This window comes from Shewanella sp. MMG014, from assembly GCF_018100775.1.
Classification (GTDB): domain Bacteria; phylum Pseudomonadota; class Gammaproteobacteria; order Enterobacterales; family Shewanellaceae; genus Shewanella; species Shewanella japonica.
Window position 1 is genome coordinate 55,866 of record NZ_JAGJDZ010000010.1, and the last position, 24,053, is coordinate 79,918.

Below are 24,053 nucleotides of genomic sequence, written 5' to 3' on the forward strand. Positions count from 1 at the left end.
TGCTATTTATCACTTTTAAAAGAGCGAAAGTCGCATTCAAATAGCACACTTTAGTCTACAAAATAAGTACAAAAAATGCCGCTATCAATAAGCGGCATTTTTAACACATTATTTAAAACATTAATTTACAACAGCAAGTTAATTAGTCTTCTTGCACTGTTGCTTCGGCAGAACTAGAGTAAGTCGTACTTAGATCGTCACCCACAGCATAACTTTCGAAGTCCTCAGATAGCATTGCAGTATCGTTTGCATCAGCGATAACAATGTCATCAGCGAGTAACTCTTTTGCTGACTCTTTAGAAGAGCTACCTATACGGATTTGATACGTTTCTGTCGCTGTACCTGTATTGATTGCTTCATAAGGACCGTAGAAGGTTGTGCCACCATCAATTGAAAGTGAATAACCTGTTGCAGTCCATTCAAGCACTACATCAATATCGGTATCATTTGCATGTGTTAAGCCATCAATGATTTGCTGCGATTTAGATGAATCACGATATTTAACACTACCATCATTACTAAAGATAATTTCGCCTGTTAGGTTACTTGAAGAGGCTGAGCCACCATAAATACTAATATAAGCGGTATTATCTTCACTAACCTCCGGTGTTGCAGTAAAGCCAGCAATCGCCTGTAACTTAACGGTTGTTGAAATAGAGCCTTCAGCAAGTGGAGTCGTGGTTAAGCGTAACTCAGCGTCAGCGTCTAGTGATGTGTCAGCCATTCGAGCAACTTTATTTACACTACTTCCCGCTATGGTCTTAACGGTTGCTTCAGCAGAACTTGAATACATTGCACTTAAATCTTCACCTTCTGCATAAGTTTCGAAGTCTTCAGATAGCACTGCCATATCGCTCTCATCAGCAATGACGATATCATCAGCGAGTAATTCTTTTGCTGACTCTTTCGAAGAGCTACCAATACGAATTTGATACGTTTCTGTCGCTGTACCTGTATTGATTGCTTCATAAGGACCGTAGAACGTTGTACCACCATCAATTGAAAGTGAGTAACCTGTTGCTGTCCAAGCAAGAACGACATCAATATCTGTATCATCAAAATAAGTTAAGCCATCAATGGTTTGTTGATCTTTATTTGCATCACGATACTTAACAGCACCGTCTTTAGCAAAGACAATCTCACCCGTTAAGTTACTTGAAGAAGCAGAGCCACCATAGATACTGATGTAAGCGGTATTATCTTCAGAAACTTCTGGTGTAGCAGTGAAGCCAGAAATTGCTTGTAGCTTAATGGTTGTAGAAATAGAACCTTCAGCAAGTGGCTCCGTTGTTAAACGTAACTCAGCGTCAGCAGTTAATGATGTATCAGCCATTCTGGCAACATTGTTTGCTCCAGTATCAACAACAATTGTGCCTGTAATTGTGATTGCTAATTCAGCGGTAGTGCCATCAAAAGATTCAATAGTAAAGGTATCGAGTTCACTTTCACCCACAACAAGTGCTGCAATCGTGGCATTAGCAGTATCAAGGGTATAGGTCCAAGAGCCATCTTCTAAAATTGCTAATGTACCGTATGTACCCATTAAGGTTGTCTGAACAACAAAAGCTTCGCCATCATCTGGGTCAAGTACACTTACAGCACCTGCTGCCGTTGCCTCATCACTTGCAATTCTTCCAGTTAAATCAAAGAATACTGCTGGCGTAGGTTCTTCTGTGCCATCGCCTGCATCAAATACAGACACTTCAGCGTAAATAGCTAAGCTATATTTGCTGTCTGTACCATCTAAAGTTTCACCTGCATCATAGCCTTCAAAGTCATCTGAAAATATACTTGTAGTGCCAGCGGTATCAGAAAATACTTCAATGTTATCAGCATAGAAAGAACCGAAAGGAATCGTTCTATCATTATCACCGAATCTAAATTGAATAGCTTTAACACCATCAGCGAACCACTGGTCTAAGCCTGTATAATCAGAGTCAACAACTGCTGCAGTAGAGAATGAACCTCCACCAATCACTTCACCATCAATAGTCACGGTGATTTGATCTGCCTGATCTAAGTCCCATGTGATTTCTACATCATAAAACTGCTCTTCAACAAATGGGGCAGTGATTATATTGCCAGGGTAAGCGTCACTGTCAGTATTTCGAACAAAGAAACGAGGGTCAATGACAGTGCCGTCGTCTTGAGTTTGAGTTCCTTGAATACGCAAATCTATAAGCGATTCACTAGAACTACCAGATGAGCCATAAAGCGTAATGTAGGCATCTTTAATATTTCCATCACTACCAAGCGCAACCTCTTTAGATATAGATGCAGTCAACTTACCTTGACGAAGGTTATCAACGCTAAATCTAATCTCACCCGTATCGCCGCCTGTATCGCTTATTTTTACAACTTGAGTAAGTGAAGCAACACGAATATTAATATCAGCAGTGGTACCATCAATAGAAGCAATAGTGATTGAATCACTTACAGACTCACCTAGTTCAAGGTTCGCTAAAGTATCATTTGCAGTGTTAACCGTGTAAGACCAGCTACCGTTGGCACTGATACTAAATGTACCATAATCAAGTGCCACATCAGTTTGAGCAACAAAAGCATCTTCTTCGAAGTTTGGATCGATAATGCTTAGTGAACCAGTTAATGGATCCGTAGCAGTATGTTGAACAGTACCGCCAAATTCACCTTCGATGATTGCTGCAACAGGGTCATTGTTATAACCAACAGCGGCTCCAATTCCGTCAAGTAACGCCTCATCAACAGAACTAGCAACTTGTGAAGTCGTTTGCAAATTAATTTGTGCTGTCTCAAGTGTAACTAAAGACTCTTCAGAAAAAGAACCATCAGCGACGTCACTAGCAAGATCTTCCATAACGGTAGATAAATCTGCGTCTGCGTTGTCTGCATCAACTTGTGATAGTAGCGCTAGCACAGAACCATATCTATCAGCATCTTCAGCACCATCAGCACCAAGTTCAACAGTACCAACTAAAGTAGGAAGCACTTCTGTTGTATCAAAACGAATACCAAAACGAGCATTAATTATTTCAGCTGCGTCAGCAAACTGGTTTAAATCACTACCCGTGTTTTGAACAGCCATTTCGGTTAAAGGAGAAACTACATAGGTAGGTGGTGGTAGTATGGTTTCCACACCCTCATCATCAGTCTCAATAATATTTTCAACTACATTCACTACAGATCTTAGTTGAGGAGCATCTAAGGTTAAACCTGTTGACTCGTCCGTATAAGTACCGCCAGTACACGCAATTAAACCCGCACCTTCGAAGTGTACGTCAATAAAAGTAACGCCACCTGAAGTGTCAGAGGTTGCAGTGCCTTGCTCAGGAAGAACCGCAGCACCACTATCATCAACTTCAAATATGTCACAAGTTGCACCATCAATAGGTCCCTTAATAATGCTAGCAGAAACATCTAAGGTCGGGTTGATAGTGGGTGTAGATGCACCTACGCCTTCGGTAAAGCCTGCATCATCGGTATAATTAGCAGAAACAGAAATGACAGTGCCTTCATCAGCTTCAGTAATTGTGTAAGATGTGCCGATTGTACCTGTTGACCAAACATAGGTAATGGTGTCTGCTTGAATTCCGTCAGCATCAGTAGCTGCTGCAGAGATTGTTTCGCCAGCGATAAAATTGCTTCCGGTTATTGCTATACTACCGCGAGTATTTCCATCGAGTTCAGCACCGTCATCACCGCCACAACCTAATAGGCCTGTCGCAATGATGAGCGATAAAAGAGATTTATTATTCATTTTTATGACTCCAAAAAGATTCTTTTCCAAATTTAGCTTGTTTTATTATAAGTACTAGCCTTGGCTAGTACTTAAAGCTGACACCTGCGAACAGGCGAGGACCGTAATCACTTACTTGACCCAAGTTACCTTGGGTATAGAAGTCATCACTGCGAGGCTCACTGAACAAGTTAATTGCTGAAACTTTAATACGAAGGTGTTGATTGATTTTGTAAGCAGCACGAGCTTCCCAAATACCTGCCTCATCAACATAACGCAGTCTTGTGCCGTTAGAAGTGTATGGTTGGAAGTATTCACTACGATACTTGTAGATAAGCGCAGTATCAAAACCGCCTATTTGGTAGTAAACCTGTCCATTGAATACATGCTCAGAAAATCCAGGTACTGAAGCAGGAGGAACAATACCTACGGTTTCCTGAGTAACAACACCATCTAAACCAGTAGTAAAGGTATTACCGTAGTTACTATCTTCAAACTCATAGGTTGTATCGGCGTAGTTATAACCAAGCTTCACACCAACGCCCAAATCCCAACGATACGAGAATGTCGCTTCGAAACCATAAAGGTCACTGTTTTCGTCAGTAGTGACTGAATTAGTAATAGGTAAAGAAACTTCCACACCGTCAACGATAAAATTCTCTAACTGTGTTTGCTGTTGGTAACCGCCATTGAATTGCTTATAGTAAACACCTAGCGCTACCATAGAGTCATCGCTTGGATACCATTCAAAAGCAGCGTCATAGTTCCATGACATTAATGGTTGAAGATCAGGGTTACCTGAACCATTAACACCAACCAACAAGTCTTCAACTGATTCAGGGTCATCCGAGTCATCGGTTACGAATGTGCGGCTATAACTTAGATCAGATGGATCTGCACGTGACATACCTCGGTAAATACCGGCCCTTAGGAGAATATTGTCATCATAATCAACGACTAAGTTAAAGCTTGGTAGTACTTCAGTGTAATCACCACCACTTTCAATCTTTTCAATACTTCCGTTTGGTACTAATTCGACGATACCTGTCGCCGGATCAGTGACAACGTCGAAACCTTCTCGAAAGCCAATAGAGGTAACGTCAGTATCCACCACACGAACACCAAAGTTACCACGAATATATTTACCAAACATTTCAGTGTCGTAATTAAGCATGGCGTAAGCAGAGGTAGTTTGTTCTGTTACGTCAATAGTACCCGCATTCTCGTATGTAACATCTGGGTATGCGAATTCGCCGCCTTGTGATGCTGCTACTGCTTGAGAGAAACACTCGTTATTGTAAGTTGCCCACGAAGCGCCTGTACCGCTTTCTACAACATTACCTGAACTGTCAACATGGGTGATAATATCACCGTCAGAAACACTGGATAAAAAATCAGTCTCAGGGAAGGCTATTTGGCAACCTTCAAGTACATCGATGGCCGATGTTGCAGATTCATCTAAATTATATGTCGTTCTTGAGCCATTACCGTTCGTGCCACCAAATTGAACAAATGTTAGCTCAGAAACGCGAACACCAGCTTGAACGCTACTAAAAAAATCACTGTCTAGAATATAATCAACATCAAGGCGTGCACCCATAATTTCGTTGTCGCGGACATTTTCTCTGTCGATACGAGTACGAAGGCTATCAGTAAAATTGGAAATATCAGTCACATCAAAATCAGTCACTGTGAAATGAGGAATATATTCACCTAAATCCCAAGATAAGAAAGGACGAGAGCTTGTTCTTCCTCGGTTTGTTATTTGTAGTTCTTCACGGCTGGTTTTAGAGTAGCCAAGGTCAAGACTAATCTTTAGATCATCAGAGAAAAAATGTTCAACGTTCAAGCCATATCCACGATATTTTTCTTCACGCGAAAATTGCTCGCCCGCTGACTCAATGCGTTCTTCACCTTCCCAATGTAGAATACCGCCAACATCGTTTGTGATCAGATTTTGTCCCGTTACACCCGGTGTAACGCGCTTTTGTAAGAAAATTAAATCATGACGCGCTTCTGCTTGGGTACGATCTGAAATTTGCGCGTCAAAATTGATATCCCATTTACTTGAGGGTTGGTATTGTAGAGCAAAGAATAAAGCGTCTCTTTCATCAGATGTTTCATTTTGACGGAAGCTTCGGCTTGAGCCAGTCCATGCGTATTCTCTACCATCATCTACTGCCAGACCTGTGTCTGGATCAATATCATTATTATAACCTTGGTTATTTGAGCCAACAATTTCATCTTCACAATCGCCCGCTGAGCTACGGAAAAAACCGGTATTGGTATCGGTTGGATCATTCAAACATGCCCATAAAGATGAACCCGTTGGGCTTGAGCTTCTATATTCAGCTTCTGGCTGACTAATATCTTGACGCTGCAAACCTACACTCAAACCAAATGCTTGACCGTTATCAAACTCAAATTGATCAACATAACTTAGTGTTCCACGGTAGCCCAAATCACCTTGGAGTGAATTGTCAACGTTTGCTTGGTCTGGGTTGTAGTTACCTTTTACTTCAGCCTGAAAACGTTGCTTACCAAAATCTAAAGGCTTAAGTGTCTCCAGGGTAATAACACCGGCAACCCCACCTTCAATCATGGAAGCATCTTGTGTTTTATAAATAGCGACTTTCTGCATCAACTCTGATGGGAACTGAGAAAAGTTAACTGAACGGTCACCACTACCATTGGTCGCTTCACGGCCATTGATGTTAGTGGCACTTAAGAATGGACCTAAACCACGAATACTGATTTCAGTAGCACCACCATTTTCACGGTGAGATGATGCCCCCGTTAATGTTTCTAGCGCCTCACCAATTGAAAGTGCAGGTAAATCACCAATATCTGAAGCAGATAAACCGTCAACAACCGTGGTAGATTCACGCTTTATTGAAATTTGGTCTTGAATTGTTTTACGTGTACCAGTAACGACAACAACTTCTATATCATTATCAACTTTATCTAGATTTTCAGTTTCGGCTTCTTGTGCTATTGCCGAAAATGCAAAAGAACTGGTTACAGAAGTAAATGCAGCAAGCTTCATCCATTTTGCTATAGGTGAAAGCTTGAACTTCCCTATTTTATGGATGGGTTTTGTTTTTTTACTTAACTTCGTCGACATACCGTACTTCCCCTTAGTATTTTAATAAGCATGTTAATGCCATTTATTGGTATATTTATTTTTGCAAGCAGGTTACTGCCATTTACTTCTTATATTTATTATTGCAAGCAGGTAACTGCCTTAAATTCTTATATTTATTATTGCAAACAGGTGACTGCCATTTACTTCTTATATTTATTATTGCAAGCAGGTGACTGCCATTAAATTCTTATATTTATTATTGCAAGCAGGTGACTGCCTTAAATTCTTATATTTAAATTAGCGCTATATTAATTTCAACAGACGAAACCCAAACAAAAGTTCTAACCTATTAATTTAAATAAAAATATAACCAATAGTTGTAGTTACGAGTTACGAATTTTAAATTGATGTATTAACTGCGCTAAAATTTATACCCTTTATGCGTGTTATGGATATGATAGAAAGTAGCTTGCACATAATCACCATCAGCGCCGCCATTGTTTTGGTTATAAACACCCGCTTTAAAATACATATACTGGTTACTAGCACTGTAACCACTATCTTTCATATCAAAGTACTTAGTAATATTAGGCTTACCTTCCCTGATTATAGTGACGAACAACACTTCATCTTCGACGGAAATTTTATAAGAGAACTTTTCGTTTAAGGCGATGCCGTCATCAGGATCTGACAAAGTATGTGAACGTGAGCCAATCATATTTATCCAAATATCATCACCATCATTTATTTCATGGGCAAAATAAATAGACCCTTTCGAGTTGCCAGGTAATTTTCGGTAATATAAACGGACGGGTTCGTCATCCGTCGCGTGAATTTGGCCGATGATCACGCGTCCGACCTTTTTTTCATCACCAGTGGTAGATACTCGGTTTATTGCCAAAGTCCCTTCCAAACTGCCTTCAACTCCCCCAGACTTAGCTTTCGCCGAACCATGCGCATTGCTGAAAACCCAGTTATTTTTAGTCAGGCCACGCGTTTTTATTCGACTATTACCTCTACGTAGCATTTCGCGTAGTTCGGTTCTCGCATATTTTGTATTTTTTGAGGTCTTGGCACCTACGTTTGGGCAAGCGAATACCAAGCCACCATCATCTGCTGTATAAAAAAATGGCTTTAAGTTAAAGCCTTTACTTAATGATTTCTCATAGACGGTATCAGCTTTTTTATCTTCGTTGAGATCGGTTGGCAACGTTAATGACCAATCGAGTAAGTCAAAATTTTCACCTGGCTTTTTAAGCGGATCGAGTTTTGACAAATCCCCCAGTAAAACACCTTCAGCAAGACTAGTGTGTGACTTAGGAATAAGCGTATTCCCCTCAATTTCCTGAGCATTGAGTGATGCGCTAAAAACAGCTAAAGCAAAAACTAGCGCAGCAAAAACGTCACACATTTTCCTTTGAAAATGTCGGTAAGATTTATATGTGTTGATATTGGAATCCTTGATAATTTACGATCTCTTTGTTGAATATGTTCGTGTATTGTTCGGCTTAACTATTTTCAACGCTTTCTTAGAATACCTATATGCGCAGCATATAGTCGCGCACCTACACATGAACTTAACTAACCCCGAAAAACGTAATAAAAATAGGTAAGACTTTGCTTCTAATTAACACCAAAAATTATCTAATTTCGTTGTAAAAAGAAGCAGAACTCTTTGTTGTATATGCTCAAAGAGCTATGATTAATTGCAATGCATAGAATCATAGATAACTTACCTAACACAGCCGCATCCTTAACAATTTATTCACACCTATAACTTTGTGTTAAACAAAATATAACCACCACAACACATCCTTGTCAACCAAAATAGCGACCCAAGCATTACCAAAAAACTAAATTGGTAGTAACTAAAGCATAGAAAAAGACTAATGCATTGGCTTGACATATTTCCTGCATAACAAAAAGAAACCATATAAACAATAACTTAAAGGAAAGTTAAGCTGTTATTGCTGAATAGTTTTTATATTCACTACCAACGGATATGACAACATGACCAAATAACATAACAAACTTAACCAGCGGTCAGGCCGCATTACCAATCAACGAGATACATTATTACCAACTAACAATAAGTGCTATTACCAATTCTAATGTAAGCATTACCAATAGATGATGTGATGAGATTACAGTTCAGAACTAATAAACAGATAATAAGCTGTACGATAATTCGTATGGATTGTGATTTATCATTAATGATCTTGTTGAACGAAGCTACGCAGTCAGGGGCATTAGAGCTTATTTCGATGCATGTCCTGATAACCTTTCAACCGAAGATTTGAAGCACTACTTTGCCAGTTTGATTGCCTTAAATTCGTGGAGCACGGTGAAACTCGACCGTAATGGGTTGCACATTCACTTGTAAATAGGTCTATCGACATATCCTTGACCAACAATGGCAGTGGCTTAATATTGTTAAACTGCCACAAGTCAATAGACTTGCTTGATATGCTTACGCCCGCAGAAGTCTCTATCGTTATTAGTCTTACTCATAAGCTGCGATATCAATGGCAAACACATCCGTCAGTTCAAGAATGAGTGATTCAATCCATCCTCGTCAGTGGTCATAGTTGTTACCTGTGTATTTATCATCACCACATAAGAAGGCGCGGCATCATAACCTCCATGTTTAATGCTCAAAGCAAGCTTAGTAGGAAGTCACGATTGATGTCATTAACTATGGGTGTCTACGTATATTTGCCGCGTTTATCATCACCACATACTCTTTACTCTAAAAGAATGCACGGCGAACCACGCGGCTACAGCAATGATAATAAGGGTATCTCGTTAGCAAGAGTTCAAGGCTAATTTGGCTTCTACGGGGGAGCGGCATCATAACCTCCATGTTTAATGCTCAAAGCAAGCTTAGTAGGAAGTCACGATTGATACCATTAACTATGGGTGTCTATGTATATTTGCACCGCATTTATCATCACCACATACTCTTTACTCTAAAAGAAAGCGCGGCGAACCACGCGGCTACAGCAATGGTAATAGGGACTATCTCGTTGACAAAAGTTCAAGACTAATTTGGCTTCTACGAGGGCGCGGCATCATAACCTCCATGTTTAATGCTCAAATCAAGCATAGTAGGAAGTCGAGATTGATGCCATTAACTATGGGTGTCTTTCTATTTCCATTCTTTTAACTATTGATGCCATTAACTATGGGGGTCTTTCTATTTAACTTCTATCGATTTAACTTTTAAAAATTCAATAAAAAAGCAAAATAAAAATTTATATGTTTTGAGAACAGTAACAAACTTAAAGCATTTTTGACCTATGGCTTCCATAGGTCTTTTATTGTTCGATAACTTTCCAATATTCATTAAAACCACATTTAACAAATACAACCAATTACACACACTCAAGCTGTTTATTACCAAAATCCTGATACAAGTAAATATTAAAACCAAGACTCAAGAATAAATACCAATCCCACCACAAAACAATTTAACACTTCCTTATTGATGCACCCGTTAGCATATAAATAGATAATATATATTTAACAACTACCATTAACTAGCTAGCCTTACAAAATAAAATAGCAACCTAGTTAATATATAAATACTTAAATTATATTAAACACAGAATTTAAAACTAAAAATACAACAAAACCACAACCCCAATAAAAACCAATAAAATCAACAAAAAAGCCAAATAAAACACAATTAAAACTAAAACAAAAAACCACTATTCCACTTTCTGAAATTTCAATTTCCAGCAAATGCGAAATAATCCACATAAATAAAAATTCCCAGCCTAAATCATCAAGTAAGTATTTAAAGAAATCACTATCACGTGTAACGTAAAAATTATAAAAGTTTAAAAATTCGTTAATCAATAAAACACTACAAACTAAACAAAACAATCGGAATATAAAACTAATCATGAATTTAAACATAACCTAATCGACACAAGGCTAAATATTGAAAACCACCTTGTGACACATTATTAAATTAAGGATAACTTTATTTATGTCGACCGTTTCTCAAACTGGAGAAATTCAAGCCCTTATTAGCATTAATGCCGATAAGTGCAAAGGCTGCGATGCCTGTAAGAAGTTCTGCTCTACTAATGCAATTGAAGGGGCATCAGGTGCCGCACACTCAATTAATAATGATCAATGCATCAGTTGCGGCCAATGCCTCATCAATTGCCCTTTTGATGCAATTGAAGAAACGCACACCGCGCTTGATACCGTTATCAAAAAACTAGCCGACCCAAAAACCCAAGTTGTCGGCATTATTGCCCCCGCAGTTCGTGTCGCTATTGGTGATGAATTTGGCTTTGACAGTGGCGAGTTGGTGACACCAAAGTTATATGGCGCAATGCACCAAGCAAACTTTAACATTTTTGATTGTAACTTTGCCGCTGACTTAACCATTATGGAAGAGGGTAGCGAACTTATTCACCGCTTACATGCCAACCTCAACGGTGAGGCTGATGCCGGTAAATTGCCACAATTTACTTCATGCTGTCCGGGTTGGGTGCGTTACCTTGAAAACCAATACCCAACATTATTGCCTAATTTATCAACGGCAAAATCACCACAACAAATGTCGGGCGCGGTAGCAAAAACCTACGGCGCAAAAGTGTATGACATGGATCCAGAAAACATTTTCACTGTTTCTATCATGCCATGTACCGCCAAAAAAGTGGAAGCATCACGCCCAGAGTTCAATTCTGCATGGAAATACCATAAAGAGCATAACAACGCACATTCAGACAGCTACCAAGATGTTGATGCCGTGCTGACTACCCGCGAGTTGGCACAGTTATTCAAGTTACTTGAAATTGATTTAGCCAACGTAGAAGACTTCAGCGGAGACAGTATGTTCTCCCAATATACCGGTGCCGGCACCATTTTTGGTGCCACAGGTGGTGTAATGGAAGCGGGATTAAGAACGGCATACAAGGTGTTAACTGGCGAGGAAATGGCCAAGTTAGAGCTTGAACCAGTTCGTGGTTTAGAAGGGGTAAAAGACACTGAAATCACCCTGTTTGATAAACATCTAAACCAAGAAATTACCATCAAAGTGGCGATTGTGCATGACATGGCAGCCAACATAAAACCGATATTACATGATGTGATGGCAGGCACTTCCCCTTACCACTTTATTGAAGTGATGAACTGCGCTGGCGGTTGCGTTAATGGTGGCGGACAACCTATCGATAAGAGCGGTTCAGCCTGGTTAGGTAACGTGACGTTATAACTTTAAGGAAACACATTATGTCTAAAAAAACTCATGTATTTGCAGAAGATACCTTCTTCTTATCACGTCGTAAATTTATGGTAATTGGTGCAGCTATCACAGCCGCCATAGCACTACCAATCGGTTGGATTTCAAGCCGTATCTCAACACGTAACGACTACATTAGATCCCGTAGTTCAGGCCTTTATAAAGATGACACCATCTCAAAGGTGCGTGTAAGCCACGCAAATAAAGCGGTTGAGAAATACTACAAAGAATTTGGTGGTGAGCCATTAGGCCACGTTTCACATGACTTGCTACACACTCACTTTGTTGATCGCACCAAGCTTAAAGGCTAACTACCCTAAAAAGGAATAAAAATGAGTCACGAACAACATGACATGCGCCCGGTTCAAAAGCATCCATTGAATGTGCGCATTTTCCATTACATTTTACTATTAAGCTTCTTACCATTAGCGGTAACAGGGTTACTGTTATTCTTCAAACCGCTTACCCAAGAAAGCATGCAGCTAACATATGATATTCATATGATTTGCGGTGTAATCCTAGCCTTAGATGCCGTAGCTTTCACCTTGATAGCATTCGACCGTGTGGTGTTATTTACCGCTCGAGTTTTTAGCTTTTCAATGCGTGATGTTAAATGGTTTATGGTTTTAGGTGGTTACCCACAAAAATTCATCTTACGTAAAAAAGTCCCTGTTCCGCCAATGAACAAGTACAACTCAGGCCAAAAATTATTTGGCGCGTGTGTATTGGTTGGCGGTACTGTACTGATTATTTCCGGCTTAATACTGTGGTTAATCCCTCATGCTGCACCGCGTGATATCGTTTGGTTTATGGGTCAAGCACACTTGGTATTTGGTCTGTTGTTAACCGCCTTTTTACCGATTCATTTGTTCTTAGCGGTTTACCGTTTTGATGACTTCAAAGCCATGATGATCCACGGTAACGTGCCATATCATGATGCAGCCGAATACACTCCGTATTGGGTTGAAAAAGAAATTGTCGCTGTGAACGCCAATGAAGAATCACTAAACAAATAAGCCAATTAATCAAAAAGCAATTATTAATGCTACGGCAGCCCAAGGTTGCCGTTTCTATTGCCATTAAAAATGTCATTCTAAGTAGGTAAAAAGTATGTGCGGGCACTCCATTCAAATGCAAGCTTATAACCCCAATGTAAGCTTTATCCGACCAGAACAAATAGAGGCAACGATTGAAAATGCCAGCAACCCAACCCCTGCACAAGTACAAGCAGTTTTAGAAAAAGCACAATTATGTGAAGGCTTAACCCTTGAAGAAACAGCGATATTATTACAAAACCAAGATCCAGCCTTAGATGAGCAGTTATTTAACGTCGCCAAAGAAATCAAAAATACTATTTATGGTAATCGTATCGTTTTATTTTCTCCACTTTACATTTCAAACCACTGTGCCAACAGTTGTAGTTACTGTGGGTTTAGTGCCGATAACCATGAACTTAAGCGTAAAACGCTCAAGCACAACGAGCTAGTCCGTGAAGTTGAAATTCTAGAAAATATGGGACACAAGCGCATTCTCGCAGTATACGGCGAGCATCCACGTAATAATGCCGAAAATATGGTGGAAAGCATTCGGACAATATATGCCACCAAGCAGCCTAACGGCGGTGAAATTCGCAGAGTTAATGTCAACTGTGCACCACTGTCAGTGGAAGAATTTAAAGTATTAAAAACAGCTGATATTGGTACTTACCAGTGTTTCCAAGAAACATACCATCAACCTACCTACGAAAGCGTTCATTTAAAAGGTAAAAAGAAAGATTATCTATACCGCCTATATGCCATGCACCGCGCAATGGAAGCCGGCATTGATGATGTAGGTATTGGTGCCCTATTTGGCCTGCACGATCACCGTTTTGAATTGTTATCTTTGCTTAAGCACGCTCAGCAAATGGAAGCTGACTGCGGTGTCGGCCCGCATACGATTTCATTCCCACGTATTGAACCTGCTCACGGCTCTGATCTCAGTGAGCGCCCGCCCTATGAAGTCGATGACGCATGCTTTAAGCGCATAGTAGCCATTACTCGTTTAGCCGTGCCTTACACTGGGTTAATTTTAAGTACTCGTGAAGGGCCAAAACTACGTAAAGAGTTATTGGAATTAGGCGTGTCGCAAATCAGTGCTGGTTCTCGCACCTCTCCCGGAGGCTATGAGCAAAGTCAGCAAGAGCAACAAAATAAGTGCGACACACGACAAGACAGTGAACAATTTAGCTTGGGCGATCACCGCTCAATGGATGAAATCATCCACGAATTAGTCACCGACTCAGATTCAATTCCATCATTCTGTACCGGCTGTTACCGCAAAGGCCGCACTGGCGATCACTTTATGGGACTAGCCAAAAAGCAGTTTATTGGTAAGTTTTGTCAGCCTAATGCGTTGATCACCTTTAAAGAATACCTCAACGATTACAGCTCAGAAGCCACCCGCGCTGCAGGCAATGCATTAATTGAAAAAGAGCTGATAAAACTCAGCCCAGCAAGGCAAAAAAATATCCGCATTTGCCTCGCCAAAACCGACAACGGCGAGCGGGATATTTACCTGTAATGAGCAATCCAAGGTTAGATGTGAAAGTGCATCAGCGGTTACCGCTTAAATTAGTGCTACAAGCACTGGAGACGGCATCCTTTGCCGTGCTCCATGCTGCTATTTATAGTAATTTTGCCGACAATGCTGTCGGAAAAATGCTGCAAGAACAGTTACGAATTGGCCAACTTAAGCAGTTGTATATTTTACAACTGCAGCCCCATGCTCACTGGCAGGATGAATTTGCCGCTATTTTACGCCCTAAACCCATAGAAAAACCAGCGATACCCAGTTTGTATCAGCAATCGCATGCTTGGTGCCAGCAGTTGCAAGAGCAATTTCCACATCAACTGCACTTTCACTTGATTAAATCACTACCATTACAGCCAATATTACTCATTGGTAACCGTATATTTGCTGGTCAATATGCCCATAGTCAAACCACCTCTGCTGATGGATTATGGCTGGAAATTGCCGTGGCAGAACAACAGCAAATAGCAACACGTTTTTTAACTCCAAAGCTCACAACAACACTGGATAACATCACCTTACGCTATATCGATGAGTGCCGTTTTGCTTATCAACAGTGTCTTTCTTAAATCAAGGCTAGATGATTATGTTACAACAACTTAAATCCCATTTAGAGCCAGTTTCATCAGGCTACCCACTTGATAAAGCGCAGATCCTTTCGCTACTAAATGGCGACGCAGACCCCTGGCTGTTTGACAGCGCCAATCAACTCACAGAGCAGCAATTTGGCACCGACGTTTATCTACGCGGTATCGTTGAGTTTTCTAATTACTGTGTCAATAAATGCGCATATTGTGGCCTAAGAAGTGCTAATAGAGACGTGCATCGTTATCGCCTCAACACTGAACAAATTCTCGCGGCAGTTGACCATATCGCCAGCCTTGGCATGGGCAGTGTGGTACTGCAGTCGGGTGATGATTATACCTATCGCGCTGATACTATTGCTGAGGTTATCCGCGCGATCAGGGCCAAACATGACTTAGCCATTACCTTATCATTAGGGGATCGACAGCTTGATGAGTTAACCCTATGGCGAGAAGCGGGCGCCGACCGCTATTTATTAAAAATGGAAACCTTTAACCGAGTGTTGTTTAATCAACATCGCCACAATGCAAACTACGATGAACGTATTGAGCGCATCAAACATTTACAAGCTGTGGGTTACCAAACTGGCTCAGGCATTATTGTTGGTTTACCGGGCATGAATTTAGACATTCTTGCCGATGATATTTTGGCCTTATATGCCTTAAAGCTCGATATGATCGCCTGCGGTCCCTATGTTACTCACCCACAAACACCGATGGCAGATCAAGCAAACGGTGACGTAAAACTGAGTCTTCGCGTCAGTGCGATTTTACGGTTAATGAACCCTGGAACCAATATCCCAGCAACAAGTTCACTTGATGCGCTTGAAGCAGGCGCAAGAGAGCGCGCCCTTAATTGTGGCTGCAATGTGGTCATGCCGTCCTTTACGCCACTGCAGGTTTCTAATCAATACGCTATTTATCCGGGTAAAAACCAATCCCAAATTGAAGTCGAAGCTCGCCTAAACGGCTTGAAGCAGGCTTTTTCACTCCATAATCGCCAACCATCATCAGCACGCGGCGATGCTAAACGAGGCCAATATGTGTCAAGGAATTAGTCCAGAGCAGCAAGCTCAATTACAACCAAACTCACCTCGGCAGCCTCAAGGATTTGGCAACTCAACCCCGCGCAGTGCACGCTGTCACATTGCACTCATTGGCCGCAGAAACACAGGTAAATCGTCATTATTAAACCTTCTGTGCAACCAAGAAATCTCTATTGTGTCAGACACCAAAGGCACAACCACAGATGCGGTTGCCAAAGCTTATGAACTACTGCCATTGGGGCCTGTCCTGTTTTACGATACCGCAGGCATTGATGATGAGGGCGCATTAGGCCAACAACGCATTGCAGCCACCCGCAAAGTGCTTTACCGCGCAGACATTGCCTTGATGGTTGTCGATGAACATGGCCTAACCGCAGAAGATAGCGCCTTATTAACAGAAATACAGCAACTTAATGTGCCTGTGTTAGTTGCGTTTAATAAACAAGACATTCACGAGAGTGACGCAACTGATATCGCTTTTTGCCAGCAAGCTAACGTGCCTTTTGTCAGAGTCAGCGCACACAATCAACTGGGAAGCTTAGAGTTAAAGCATCAGTTAATGCAGCTTGCCCCCAAAGAAATGCGCCAAACACCCGTATTGGCAGGGGATTTATACCAACAAGATGAGCACCTAGTATGCGTCACTCCGATTGATAGCGCCGCCCCTAAAGGCCGCATTATTTTGCCGCAAGTGCAGGTTATGCGTGAGGCGCTAGATAAAAAAGCCCTGGTTACCGCAGTGCAAGTCGATCAATTAGCCGCAGCAATCAAACTTAAACCACAGCTTGTGGTCACCGATGCGCAAGCGATTAAAGCCGTGGATCACATTGTCCCAGCCAATATCCCACTGACCACCTTTTCCACCTTATATGCCCGCCAAAAAGGCGACCTTACCGTTATGAACCAAGGCGCGGAGGCGCTAGATACGCTAGCCGATGGTGATCATATCCTCATTGCCGAAGCCTGTAGTCATAACGTGCAAGAAGATGATATTGGCCGAGTAAAAATCCCTAAATGGATTAAAAAATATAGTGGCAAAGATATTCAATTTACTGTGGTTTCTGGTCATGACTTCCCCGAAGATTTAGACAAGTTTAAGCTGGTACTGCATTGCGGCGGCTGCATGATTAATCGCACCGAAATGCTCCGCCGCTTACGGGAATGCCAGCGCAGAGGTATCCCTATAACTAATTACGGTATCGCTATTTCAAAACTGCAAGGGTTGTTAACCAGAGTCATGGCGCCGTTTAATATCGCTAAGGCGCAGTAAGTAAAGTGCTGTAAGCAAAGCGCAGTAAGTCAGCAACGACCAATAGCTGTGCCAACAATTGCTGCAAAAAGTATTAAACCGCACCGAAACTAAACGGCAGTGTTAAGGCTCTGAAGTAAAAGAGTAGCTAAAAACACCACTAAAAAAAGCGCTTTGCCCACATACAAGGCAAGCGCTTTTTTATTGCAATTAAAGGCTAAATCGACAATAGTGATATATTTATGAAAGGGAGATAATAAATAGGGAAATTATTGTAACCTTTATAAGATTGCATCAAGGTTACGACTAGAAGATGAAAAAAATTATTCAATTTATTGGTAACTCGATACTGATTTTAATAGCGATAAGCCTTTTTTTATCAGGAATTATTTCTGATGAAAGTACATTAGTAAGCTCAAGTTTTCTTTACATTATATTAGGAGCAGGGGCTGCATATTTATTTTGGAAGTTTTCACCAGGGTTACATTCTAGTAAAAATCAAAAACAAAGAATAAAACATCAAATTTCGGCATTTTTAGTTTTTATTTTTATACTTGTTGCGGGACCGCTTTCTACCGCTAGGTATGGCCACATATTGCTTTCTTCGATTGGAAAAAGTAAAGAAGTAAATTTAGAACTAACGGTGGATTATGTAAGCAGTACATATAGTAGTGCTTATTGCGCAGGGGTAATTTATTTAAAAGGTTATTCCAACTTTGCCAACGGTAGGCTCTGTGGCGTATCAAGGTCAATATGGTCACAATTAAAAAGTGGTGACCATATTATAGTCCAAGGTTTAAAAACATATTGGGGCTTTGAGTATACAAATTTAATAAAGAATCTCGATAGAGAAATTTATCAAAGTAAAACACTTAGGTTACTTCAAGATTTTGATAACATGGATTCAAATAAAGCTTTTGCATTAGCTAGAGGAATTGATGGTCGCGAGGTAATTGGTTATTCACATTCATATAGTTCACCTAAAAAAGCGAAAGAAAGAGCTCTTAATGAGTGCCAAACGCAAATAGAGTTATATAGCATGAAAGCTAAATGCAAACTTATTCGTTAATTTTCTATAAAAACCTCTCCCCGCATAATGAGAAGAGGTTTTAATCATTTTCAGCAGAATTTCAAAGTTAACTCTACTTATCTAATACCAATGCACGCTTTCAGCGACATTACTCGTGTCCCCAAGGCGTTGGCGGTAATGCCACAGGCTTGGTTAAATCAAAGTCCACTCTAAAGTCGCGGTTTTCACGCGTTAAACGATAGGTGAATGTGGTTGGCTCAATATACATGTGCCACACGTTAGTTACTGACGCCGTTAAACCGTTTTCATTAAAGTTATCAATCGACTCTTGGTCAACTGGGAATGACTGCTGAGTCGCACTGCCCATATCAGCAGTATCGCCGCCATACATAGTCACTTTATCTTCAGTGCCGTCTTCATGGCGATGGTCATGCTTGAGACGCAAGCCTGTTTCAGTTTTGGTAATCACCCAAGTACGTGAATGGTCATCACCTACATGGAAAGGAATTTTAAGTTCGGTATCGCTACACTCACGTACGTGCATGATTAACGCTTTATTACTAAAAGCAGAGTCAGCTTCATTACCAGCTGTCACTTCACCGGCAAACGCTTTACCGCAGTATGCGGCGATTGCATCAAAATATTGATGTTGTGGGTTGTCTTTAGGGGCATGTGCCATTGCAATAGCAGGCGCCATGCTGCTGATTACACCAGCGATCAATATTTTTTTCATTATTATTCCTTTTAGTATCGATCTCGTTATTTTTATTCACACATCACACTAACAGTGATTGTTTAATTAAACCTGAAAAAAAACCGTCTATAAAGACGGTTTTAATGTAACAAGGTTAAGTCAAAGAGCTAACAATAGCCATGCCTTATATTATTTCGCTCTCGCAGGGCGTTTTCCTTGCTTTTGGCCTGCGCCACCAGTGCCTTTAGCGCTAAACGGCTTTTTCTTTTGTGACCAGCCAGTTTTGCCTTTGCCTGCATTGTTACCCTTATCAGATGACTTCCCGCTTCCACTAGTGCCGCCTTCTGACTTGGCTTTATTCGCAGGTGTGGGTTTCTTGCCTGATGACTTTCTATCATCAAACTGATTACCAGAAAAACGGGTGAAAGCTTTTTTACTGTCGTCACTCTTACTGCCACGGTTTTTAGCACCTTGCTTGCCACCATAGCCTTTGCGCTCATTACGTGCTTCTGGCGGAACAATATGCTGGACGCCGTGGCCAATCAAATGCTCTTTGCCCATGGCAACAAGTGCTTCACGAATAAGCGGCCAACCTGCTGGGTCGTGATAACGTAGCAATGCTTTATGTAAGCGACGTTGACGACCTTTTTTCGGTACAGTCACTTCTTCACTGCTGTGTTTCACATTTTTAAGTGAGTTAAGCTCAGTATGATAAATGGTAGTCGCATTAGCCATTGGCGATGGATAAAAATTCTGAACTTGGTCTAGCTTAAACTTTTCTGATTTAAGCCATAACGCCAGGTTCAACATGTCCTCATCTGTAGTCCCAGGATGCGCAGAAATAAAGTACGGGATCAAGTACTGCTTCTTACCCGCTTCTTTAGAGTAAAAATCAAATAACTCTTTAAACTTATGATAACTGCCCATACCCGGCTTCATCATCTTACTGAGTGGGCCATCTTCGGTATGCTCTGGGGCAATTTTTAAATAGCCACCAACATGGTGTTTAGCCAGCTCTTTAACATAGCGTGGATCTTCTGTGGCTAAGTCATAACGTACTCCAGAGGCAATCAGTACCTTTTTAATACCTGGGACGTCACGTGCTGCTCGGTATAAATCAATGGTGTGTTTATGATCTGTCCCTAAATGACCACAGATACTTGGATAAACACAGGATAAACGACGACACGTTGTTTCCGCTTTTACACTCGTGCAGCCAAGACGATACATGTTCGCCGTTGGGCCACCTAGATCTGAAATAACCCCAGTAAAACCGGGTACTTTTTCTTGAATATCTTTGATTTCTTTAATAATGGATTCTTGAGAACGACTTTGAATAATGCGCCCTTCGTGTTCTGTAATCGAACAGAATGAACAACCACCGAAACACCCTCGCATAATGTTAATCGAGGTTTTAATCATGTCATATGCAGGAATTTTCGCCTTACCGTAACTTGGGTGCGGCACTCGTTGATACGGCAAATCAAATACTGCGTCCATTTCGTCAGTATTCAATGGCCAAGCTGGCGGATTGACCCAAACAGAGCGATTTCCTTGGGCTTGAAATAACGCACGCGCACAGCCTGGATTTTGCTCTTGATGCAAAATACGTGATGCATGAGCGTATAAATATTTATCATCAGCGACTTTTTCATAGGCTGGCAATAGTACGTAAGTTTTTTCCCATGGCTTGGGTCTTGGCGGCTGGACACTGATAGCTTTTGGCGCATCGTTATCAAAAATTTTCTTATCAGTTGGCCCTGACAGTTTTTCACAGCCAACATCATCTGCACCATATGGGTTTGGGATCGGATCAATCTTATGCAATTGATCCAATTTACGTGAGTCCATGCCTTTCCAGCCAGGCAATGGCTCATGGCGAATAACTGCGGTACCACGAATATCGTGCAAGTCAGCCATTTTCTCACCGTTAGCAATACGGTGAGCGACTTCCACCAGCGGACGCTCGGCATTACCATAAATTAGGATATCGGCTTTGGCATCAAAAATAACACTGCGACGCACTTTATCTGACCAATAGTCATAATGAGCAATACGGCGCAAACTGGCTTCAATACCACCAATCACAACAGGTACTTCTTTGAAGGCTTCTTTACAACGCTGGGTATAAACGGTGACTGCGCGATCAGGGCGTTTACCGCCTTCATCATTAGGCGTATAAGCATCATCGCTACGAATACGGCGATCTGCCGTGTAGCGATTGATCATTGAATCCATGTTGCCAGCTGTCACACCAAAAAATAGATTGGGACGACCCAGTTTCATAAAGTCGTTTTTGTTCGACCAATCAGGTTGGCAAATAATACCCACGCGAAAACCTTGTGCTTCGAGCATACGACCAATAACAGCCATGCCAAAGCTTGGGTGATCGACATAAGCATCACCACTGACAATGATAATGTCGCAACTATCCCAACCAAGCTGATCCATCTCTTTACGAGACATAGGAAGAAACGGCGCTGTGCCGTAGCACTCGGCCCAGTATCTAGGGTAATTAAATAACGTGGATTCAACTTGCATGAAATTTGCCTACATTAAAACATCATCAATTTGGTGGGTTGCACTACATCAAGTTTAGTCCAACCCAGCCAACTTTTTTCTGGAGGCGGAGTATAGCAGTTACATCACACTAAGTGTGACTAAAAAAGCAGCATAAATAAGGTTTTTAAGCTATTTATAGGTTTCTATAACCTTATTAAAAACAATGACTTTTGTCTTTAAGGCTAAAGCTGATTGTTATAAACCAATAAAAAATCCAATATTTACAATCGCTAAGCCAACCATCACAACCCAAGTTAACAAGACGCCCCAAACGCGGCCAAAGTGCACACCGCCTTTAGCTGCAGTTAACCCTATGGCATGTAATAATCTCGCCACAATCCACACGGTACCAAAACAATGCAATATTGCTGCAGGTAAGCCATTAAACTCAGCCAGCATGAATAAAATCAGTGCAAGGGGCGCATTTTCTAGCAAGTTTTCATGGACACGCTTTGCCAACGCTAAATCAGCATTACCACCAGTGCCAATACCGACTTTATTGACTCTTCGCTGCTTAATCACTCTGATGGACAAACCTATTGCAAGTAGCACGGTTAAGCTAGCGTAGAACCCTGAAATCATCAATGACATGTGTGATATTTCCTTTTTATTATTTTTACGGCATTTAGCCAAATAGTGACTACAATCGAGTATTCATTCTATACACATTGAAACAAAATGGAATTATCAACTTTTTAACAATTTTTTGCTGCTTTTTAGGTATTCAGCCAACCTCATTTCGGTTACTATTCGCGCCATTGACCTACTACCCATGTTAACTAGAGTGACGCACGCCTAATGAACGATGACAACTTCATTGAAAAACGCAGATTTATCATAAAATTAGGCAAAGCCCTGCATAAATTCGGTACGCCCGCTTACCGTCTTGAATCCCACTTACAAACGGTGTCTTCGACCTTAGGAATTGAGGGATACTTTTTAATATCACCCACCTCAATGACCTTCGTCTTGCAGCACGATACCGAACAAGAATATAACCATGTTGCCAGGGTTAAACCCGGTGACTTGGATTTAGGCTCTTTGGCGCGCACCTTTGATTTGGTTGAAGAACTTAGTACAGGGCAACGTACCCTGAGTGAAGCACTCGAGCGTTTAGAAGAAATTGCCAATAAACCTAACCCTTACGGTCATGGGCTAACGTTATTGTCCTTTGGGGTGAGTGCTGGCGCGTTTGCGATGCTAATGGATACCAGCTGGAACGATGTTTTTTGGTCTGGCATGCTGGGCTTGCTAGTTTATGGATTGGTATTTTGGGCAGAAAAATCTAAACGTGTCGCTGAAATGCTTGAACCGTTAGCGGCTGTAGTCTGCGCGATTTTAACCTGTGGTATTGCAGCGGTGGTTGATCCCAGCATCAATATACCCGTGGTCATCTTGTCAGGGATCATTATTTTTATCCCTGGTTTAGCGCTCACCCTTGGTTTAGCTGAGCTTGCCGCTCGAGATTTAATATCAGGCACAGCAAGGATCATGGATGCGATCATGCTGCTTTTTAAATTGTATTTTGGTGCTGTACTCGGCATGACTTTGGGTAAAGTGATGTTTGGTGAATCTGTGTATATTGAACCCGATTTACTCCCTCGCTATGCCTCATGGGCAGCCGTTCCATTACTGTCTATGGCGTTGGTTATCATTTTTAAAGCACGTATCAAAGACTCACCTTGGGGTATTTGCGCGGGTATTGTGGCGTACTTTTCTGCCATGTTAGGCGGTCTTTACCTAGGGGAGTCAATTGGTATATTTGTTGGTGCACTGGCTGTTGGCATTTATTCAAACCTTTATGCTCGTTGGATGAAAGCACCCGTATCAATTGCACTGCTTCAAGGTATTGTTATTTTGGTTCCTGGTAGTAAAACTTATATTGGTTTAAATGCAATGATCTCAGGTGAGACCATGCTAAACCAGGCTCATTTAGGCACACAGGTATTTTTAATTTTTATGTCACTTATCGCAGGTTTAATTTTTGCAAACGTGATTGTACCTCCTAAACGTAGCCTTTAATCTCAGCGTTAAGGTCAAAGCATGTCATCCCTATTAATATAGGAGCACACGGTTTGACCTTTCCCTTACCTCAAAGTATGTCTCAATCAGTCAAATACATTACTTATTACGTAATAACATCATGATAAATAATTAATTTTATGTTATTTCGTATTTTTTATTTTCTTTTTATTCTGATTTGTATTACCTTCTGCGCCGCTAGGAAAGCATGCGGCACCGACTATGATGTTAGGCC

Annotated in this window: 16 protein-coding genes; 9 read left to right on the forward strand and 7 right to left on the reverse strand. The window is 41.1% G+C overall.

The features are described 5' to 3' along the window. Positions 1-142: 142 nt before the first annotated feature. From J8L86_RS15760 to J8L86_RS15775, 4 genes are all read right to left on the reverse strand, one after another. Positions 143-3,736: a VCBS domain-containing protein gene (locus tag J8L86_RS15760; RefSeq protein ID WP_211030983.1), complete on the reverse strand. Its 3,594-nt coding sequence runs from the start codon at positions 3,734-3,736 to the stop codon at positions 143-145. Between the two features lie 64 nt (positions 3,737-3,800). Further along, entirely contained in the window at positions 3,801-6,839 is a 3,039-nt protein-coding gene (locus J8L86_RS15765) for a TonB-dependent receptor (RefSeq protein ID WP_065108875.1), read from the reverse strand. Between the two features lie 382 nt (positions 6,840-7,221). Further along, positions 7,222-8,211 carry a polysaccharide lyase family 7 protein gene (locus J8L86_RS15770; RefSeq protein ID WP_211030984.1) on the reverse strand — a complete coding sequence of 330 codons (990 nt, stop codon included), beginning with the start codon at positions 8,209-8,211 and terminating at the stop codon, positions 7,222-7,224. 2,177 nt (positions 8,212-10,388) lie between these two features. Further along, entirely contained in the window at positions 10,389-10,661 is a 273-nt protein-coding gene (locus J8L86_RS15775) for a hypothetical protein (protein WP_211030985.1), read from the reverse strand. 133 nt (positions 10,662-10,794) lie between these two features. Between J8L86_RS15775 and J8L86_RS15780 the strand changes: the two genes are divergently transcribed. The 8 genes from J8L86_RS15780 (at position 10,795) to J8L86_RS15815 (ending at position 18,579) form a co-directional block, all read left to right on the forward strand. Next, positions 10,795-12,033, forward strand: a complete 1,239-nt coding sequence (locus tag J8L86_RS15780; protein ID WP_211030986.1) for a [FeFe] hydrogenase, group A — start codon at positions 10,795-10,797, stop codon at positions 12,031-12,033. Positions 12,034-12,050: 17 nt separating this feature from the next. Further along, entirely contained in the window at positions 12,051-12,371 is a 321-nt protein-coding gene (locus J8L86_RS15785; protein ID WP_211030987.1) for an iron hydrogenase small subunit, read from the forward strand. A 21-nt stretch (positions 12,372-12,392) separates the two neighbouring features. Beyond that, on the forward strand, positions 12,393-13,076 hold the full coding sequence (locus J8L86_RS15790; RefSeq protein WP_211030988.1) for a cytochrome b/b6 domain-containing protein: 684 nt from the start codon (positions 12,393-12,395) through the stop codon (positions 13,074-13,076). Positions 13,077-13,170: 94 nt separating this feature from the next. After that, entirely contained in the window at positions 13,171-14,622 is a 1,452-nt protein-coding gene (gene hydG, locus J8L86_RS15795) for a [FeFe] hydrogenase H-cluster radical SAM maturase HydG (protein ID WP_211030989.1), read from the forward strand. After that, positions 14,622-15,200 carry a hypothetical protein gene (locus tag J8L86_RS15800; protein WP_211030990.1) on the forward strand — a complete coding sequence of 193 codons (579 nt, stop codon included), beginning with the start codon at positions 14,622-14,624 and terminating at the stop codon, positions 15,198-15,200. The genes hydG and J8L86_RS15800 overlap by 1 nt, the downstream gene beginning before the upstream one ends. 17 nt (positions 15,201-15,217) lie before the next feature. Beyond that, positions 15,218-16,273 carry a [FeFe] hydrogenase H-cluster radical SAM maturase HydE gene (hydE, locus tag J8L86_RS15805; protein WP_247663461.1) on the forward strand — a complete coding sequence of 352 codons (1,056 nt, stop codon included), beginning with the start codon at positions 15,218-15,220 and terminating at the stop codon, positions 16,271-16,273. Next, complete coding sequence (gene hydF, locus J8L86_RS15810) at positions 16,257-17,531, forward strand: [FeFe] hydrogenase H-cluster maturation GTPase HydF (RefSeq protein WP_211030992.1); 1,275 nt, start codon at positions 16,257-16,259, stop codon at positions 17,529-17,531. Before hydE ends, hydF begins: the two co-directional genes overlap by 17 nt. A 292-nt stretch (positions 17,532-17,823) precedes the next feature. Continuing rightward, the gene (locus tag J8L86_RS15815) at positions 17,824-18,579 is read left to right on the forward strand and encodes a hypothetical protein (RefSeq protein WP_211030993.1); all 756 of its coding nucleotides are present in this window, start codon (positions 17,824-17,826) and stop codon (positions 18,577-18,579) included. Positions 18,580-18,688: 109 nt separating this feature from the next. On the opposite strand, the gene J8L86_RS15820 is transcribed toward J8L86_RS15815, so the two are convergent. From J8L86_RS15820 to J8L86_RS15830, 3 genes are all read right to left on the reverse strand, one after another. Then, positions 18,689-19,237, reverse strand: a complete 549-nt coding sequence (locus J8L86_RS15820; RefSeq protein ID WP_240433843.1) for a hypothetical protein — start codon at positions 19,235-19,237, stop codon at positions 18,689-18,691. A 186-nt stretch (positions 19,238-19,423) separates the two neighbouring features. After that, a complete protein-coding gene (locus J8L86_RS15825; protein ID WP_065110364.1) occupies positions 19,424-21,775 on the reverse strand; it encodes a YgiQ family radical SAM protein in 2,352 nt (783 codons plus the stop codon). 216 nt (positions 21,776-21,991) lie between these two features. Next, positions 21,992-22,387: an MAPEG family protein gene (locus tag J8L86_RS15830; protein WP_055025524.1), complete on the reverse strand. Its 396-nt coding sequence runs from the start codon at positions 22,385-22,387 to the stop codon at positions 21,992-21,994. 207 nt (positions 22,388-22,594) lie between these two features. Between J8L86_RS15830 and J8L86_RS15835 the strand changes: the two genes are divergently transcribed. Beyond that, positions 22,595-23,818: a threonine/serine exporter family protein gene (locus tag J8L86_RS15835; RefSeq protein ID WP_055025525.1), complete on the forward strand. Its 1,224-nt coding sequence runs from the start codon at positions 22,595-22,597 to the stop codon at positions 23,816-23,818. Positions 23,819-24,053: the final 235 nt, after the last annotated feature.

Excerpts from the sequence above, each read along its gene's own strand:
- J8L86_RS15760 (WP_211030983.1), bottom strand. The coding sequence starts at position 3,736 with ATGAATAATAAATCTCTTTTATCGCTCATCATTGCGACAGGCCTATTA.
- J8L86_RS15765 (WP_065108875.1), bottom strand. The coding sequence starts at position 6,839 with ATGTCGACGAAGTTAAGTAAAAAAACAAAACCCATCCATAAAATAGGG.
- J8L86_RS15800 (WP_211030990.1), top strand. The coding sequence starts at position 14,622 with ATGAGCAATCCAAGGTTAGATGTGAAAGTGCATCAGCGGTTACCGCTT.
- hydF (WP_211030992.1), top strand. The coding sequence starts at position 16,257 with ATGTGTCAAGGAATTAGTCCAGAGCAGCAAGCTCAATTACAACCAAAC.
- J8L86_RS15830 (WP_055025524.1), bottom strand. The coding sequence starts at position 22,387 with ATGTCATTGATGATTTCAGGGTTCTACGCTAGCTTAACCGTGCTACTT.
- hydE (WP_247663461.1), top strand. The coding sequence starts at position 15,218 with ATGTTACAACAACTTAAATCCCATTTAGAGCCAGTTTCATCAGGCTAC.
- J8L86_RS15780 (WP_211030986.1), top strand. The coding sequence starts at position 10,795 with ATGTCGACCGTTTCTCAAACTGGAGAAATTCAAGCCCTTATTAGCATT.
- J8L86_RS15790 (WP_211030988.1), top strand. The coding sequence starts at position 12,393 with ATGAGTCACGAACAACATGACATGCGCCCGGTTCAAAAGCATCCATTG.
- J8L86_RS15815 (WP_211030993.1), top strand. The coding sequence starts at position 17,824 with ATGAAAAAAATTATTCAATTTATTGGTAACTCGATACTGATTTTAATA.
- J8L86_RS15785 (WP_211030987.1), top strand. The coding sequence starts at position 12,051 with ATGTCTAAAAAAACTCATGTATTTGCAGAAGATACCTTCTTCTTATCA.
- J8L86_RS15770 (WP_211030984.1), bottom strand. The coding sequence starts at position 8,211 with ATGTGTGACGTTTTTGCTGCGCTAGTTTTTGCTTTAGCTGTTTTTAGC.
- J8L86_RS15825 (WP_065110364.1), bottom strand. The coding sequence starts at position 21,775 with ATGCAAGTTGAATCCACGTTATTTAATTACCCTAGATACTGGGCCGAG.
- J8L86_RS15835 (WP_055025525.1), top strand. The coding sequence starts at position 22,595 with ATGAACGATGACAACTTCATTGAAAAACGCAGATTTATCATAAAATTA.
- J8L86_RS15820 (WP_240433843.1), bottom strand. The coding sequence starts at position 19,237 with ATGGCGCCTGCTATTGCAATGGCACATGCCCCTAAAGACAACCCACAA.
- hydG (WP_211030989.1), top strand. The coding sequence starts at position 13,171 with ATGTGCGGGCACTCCATTCAAATGCAAGCTTATAACCCCAATGTAAGC.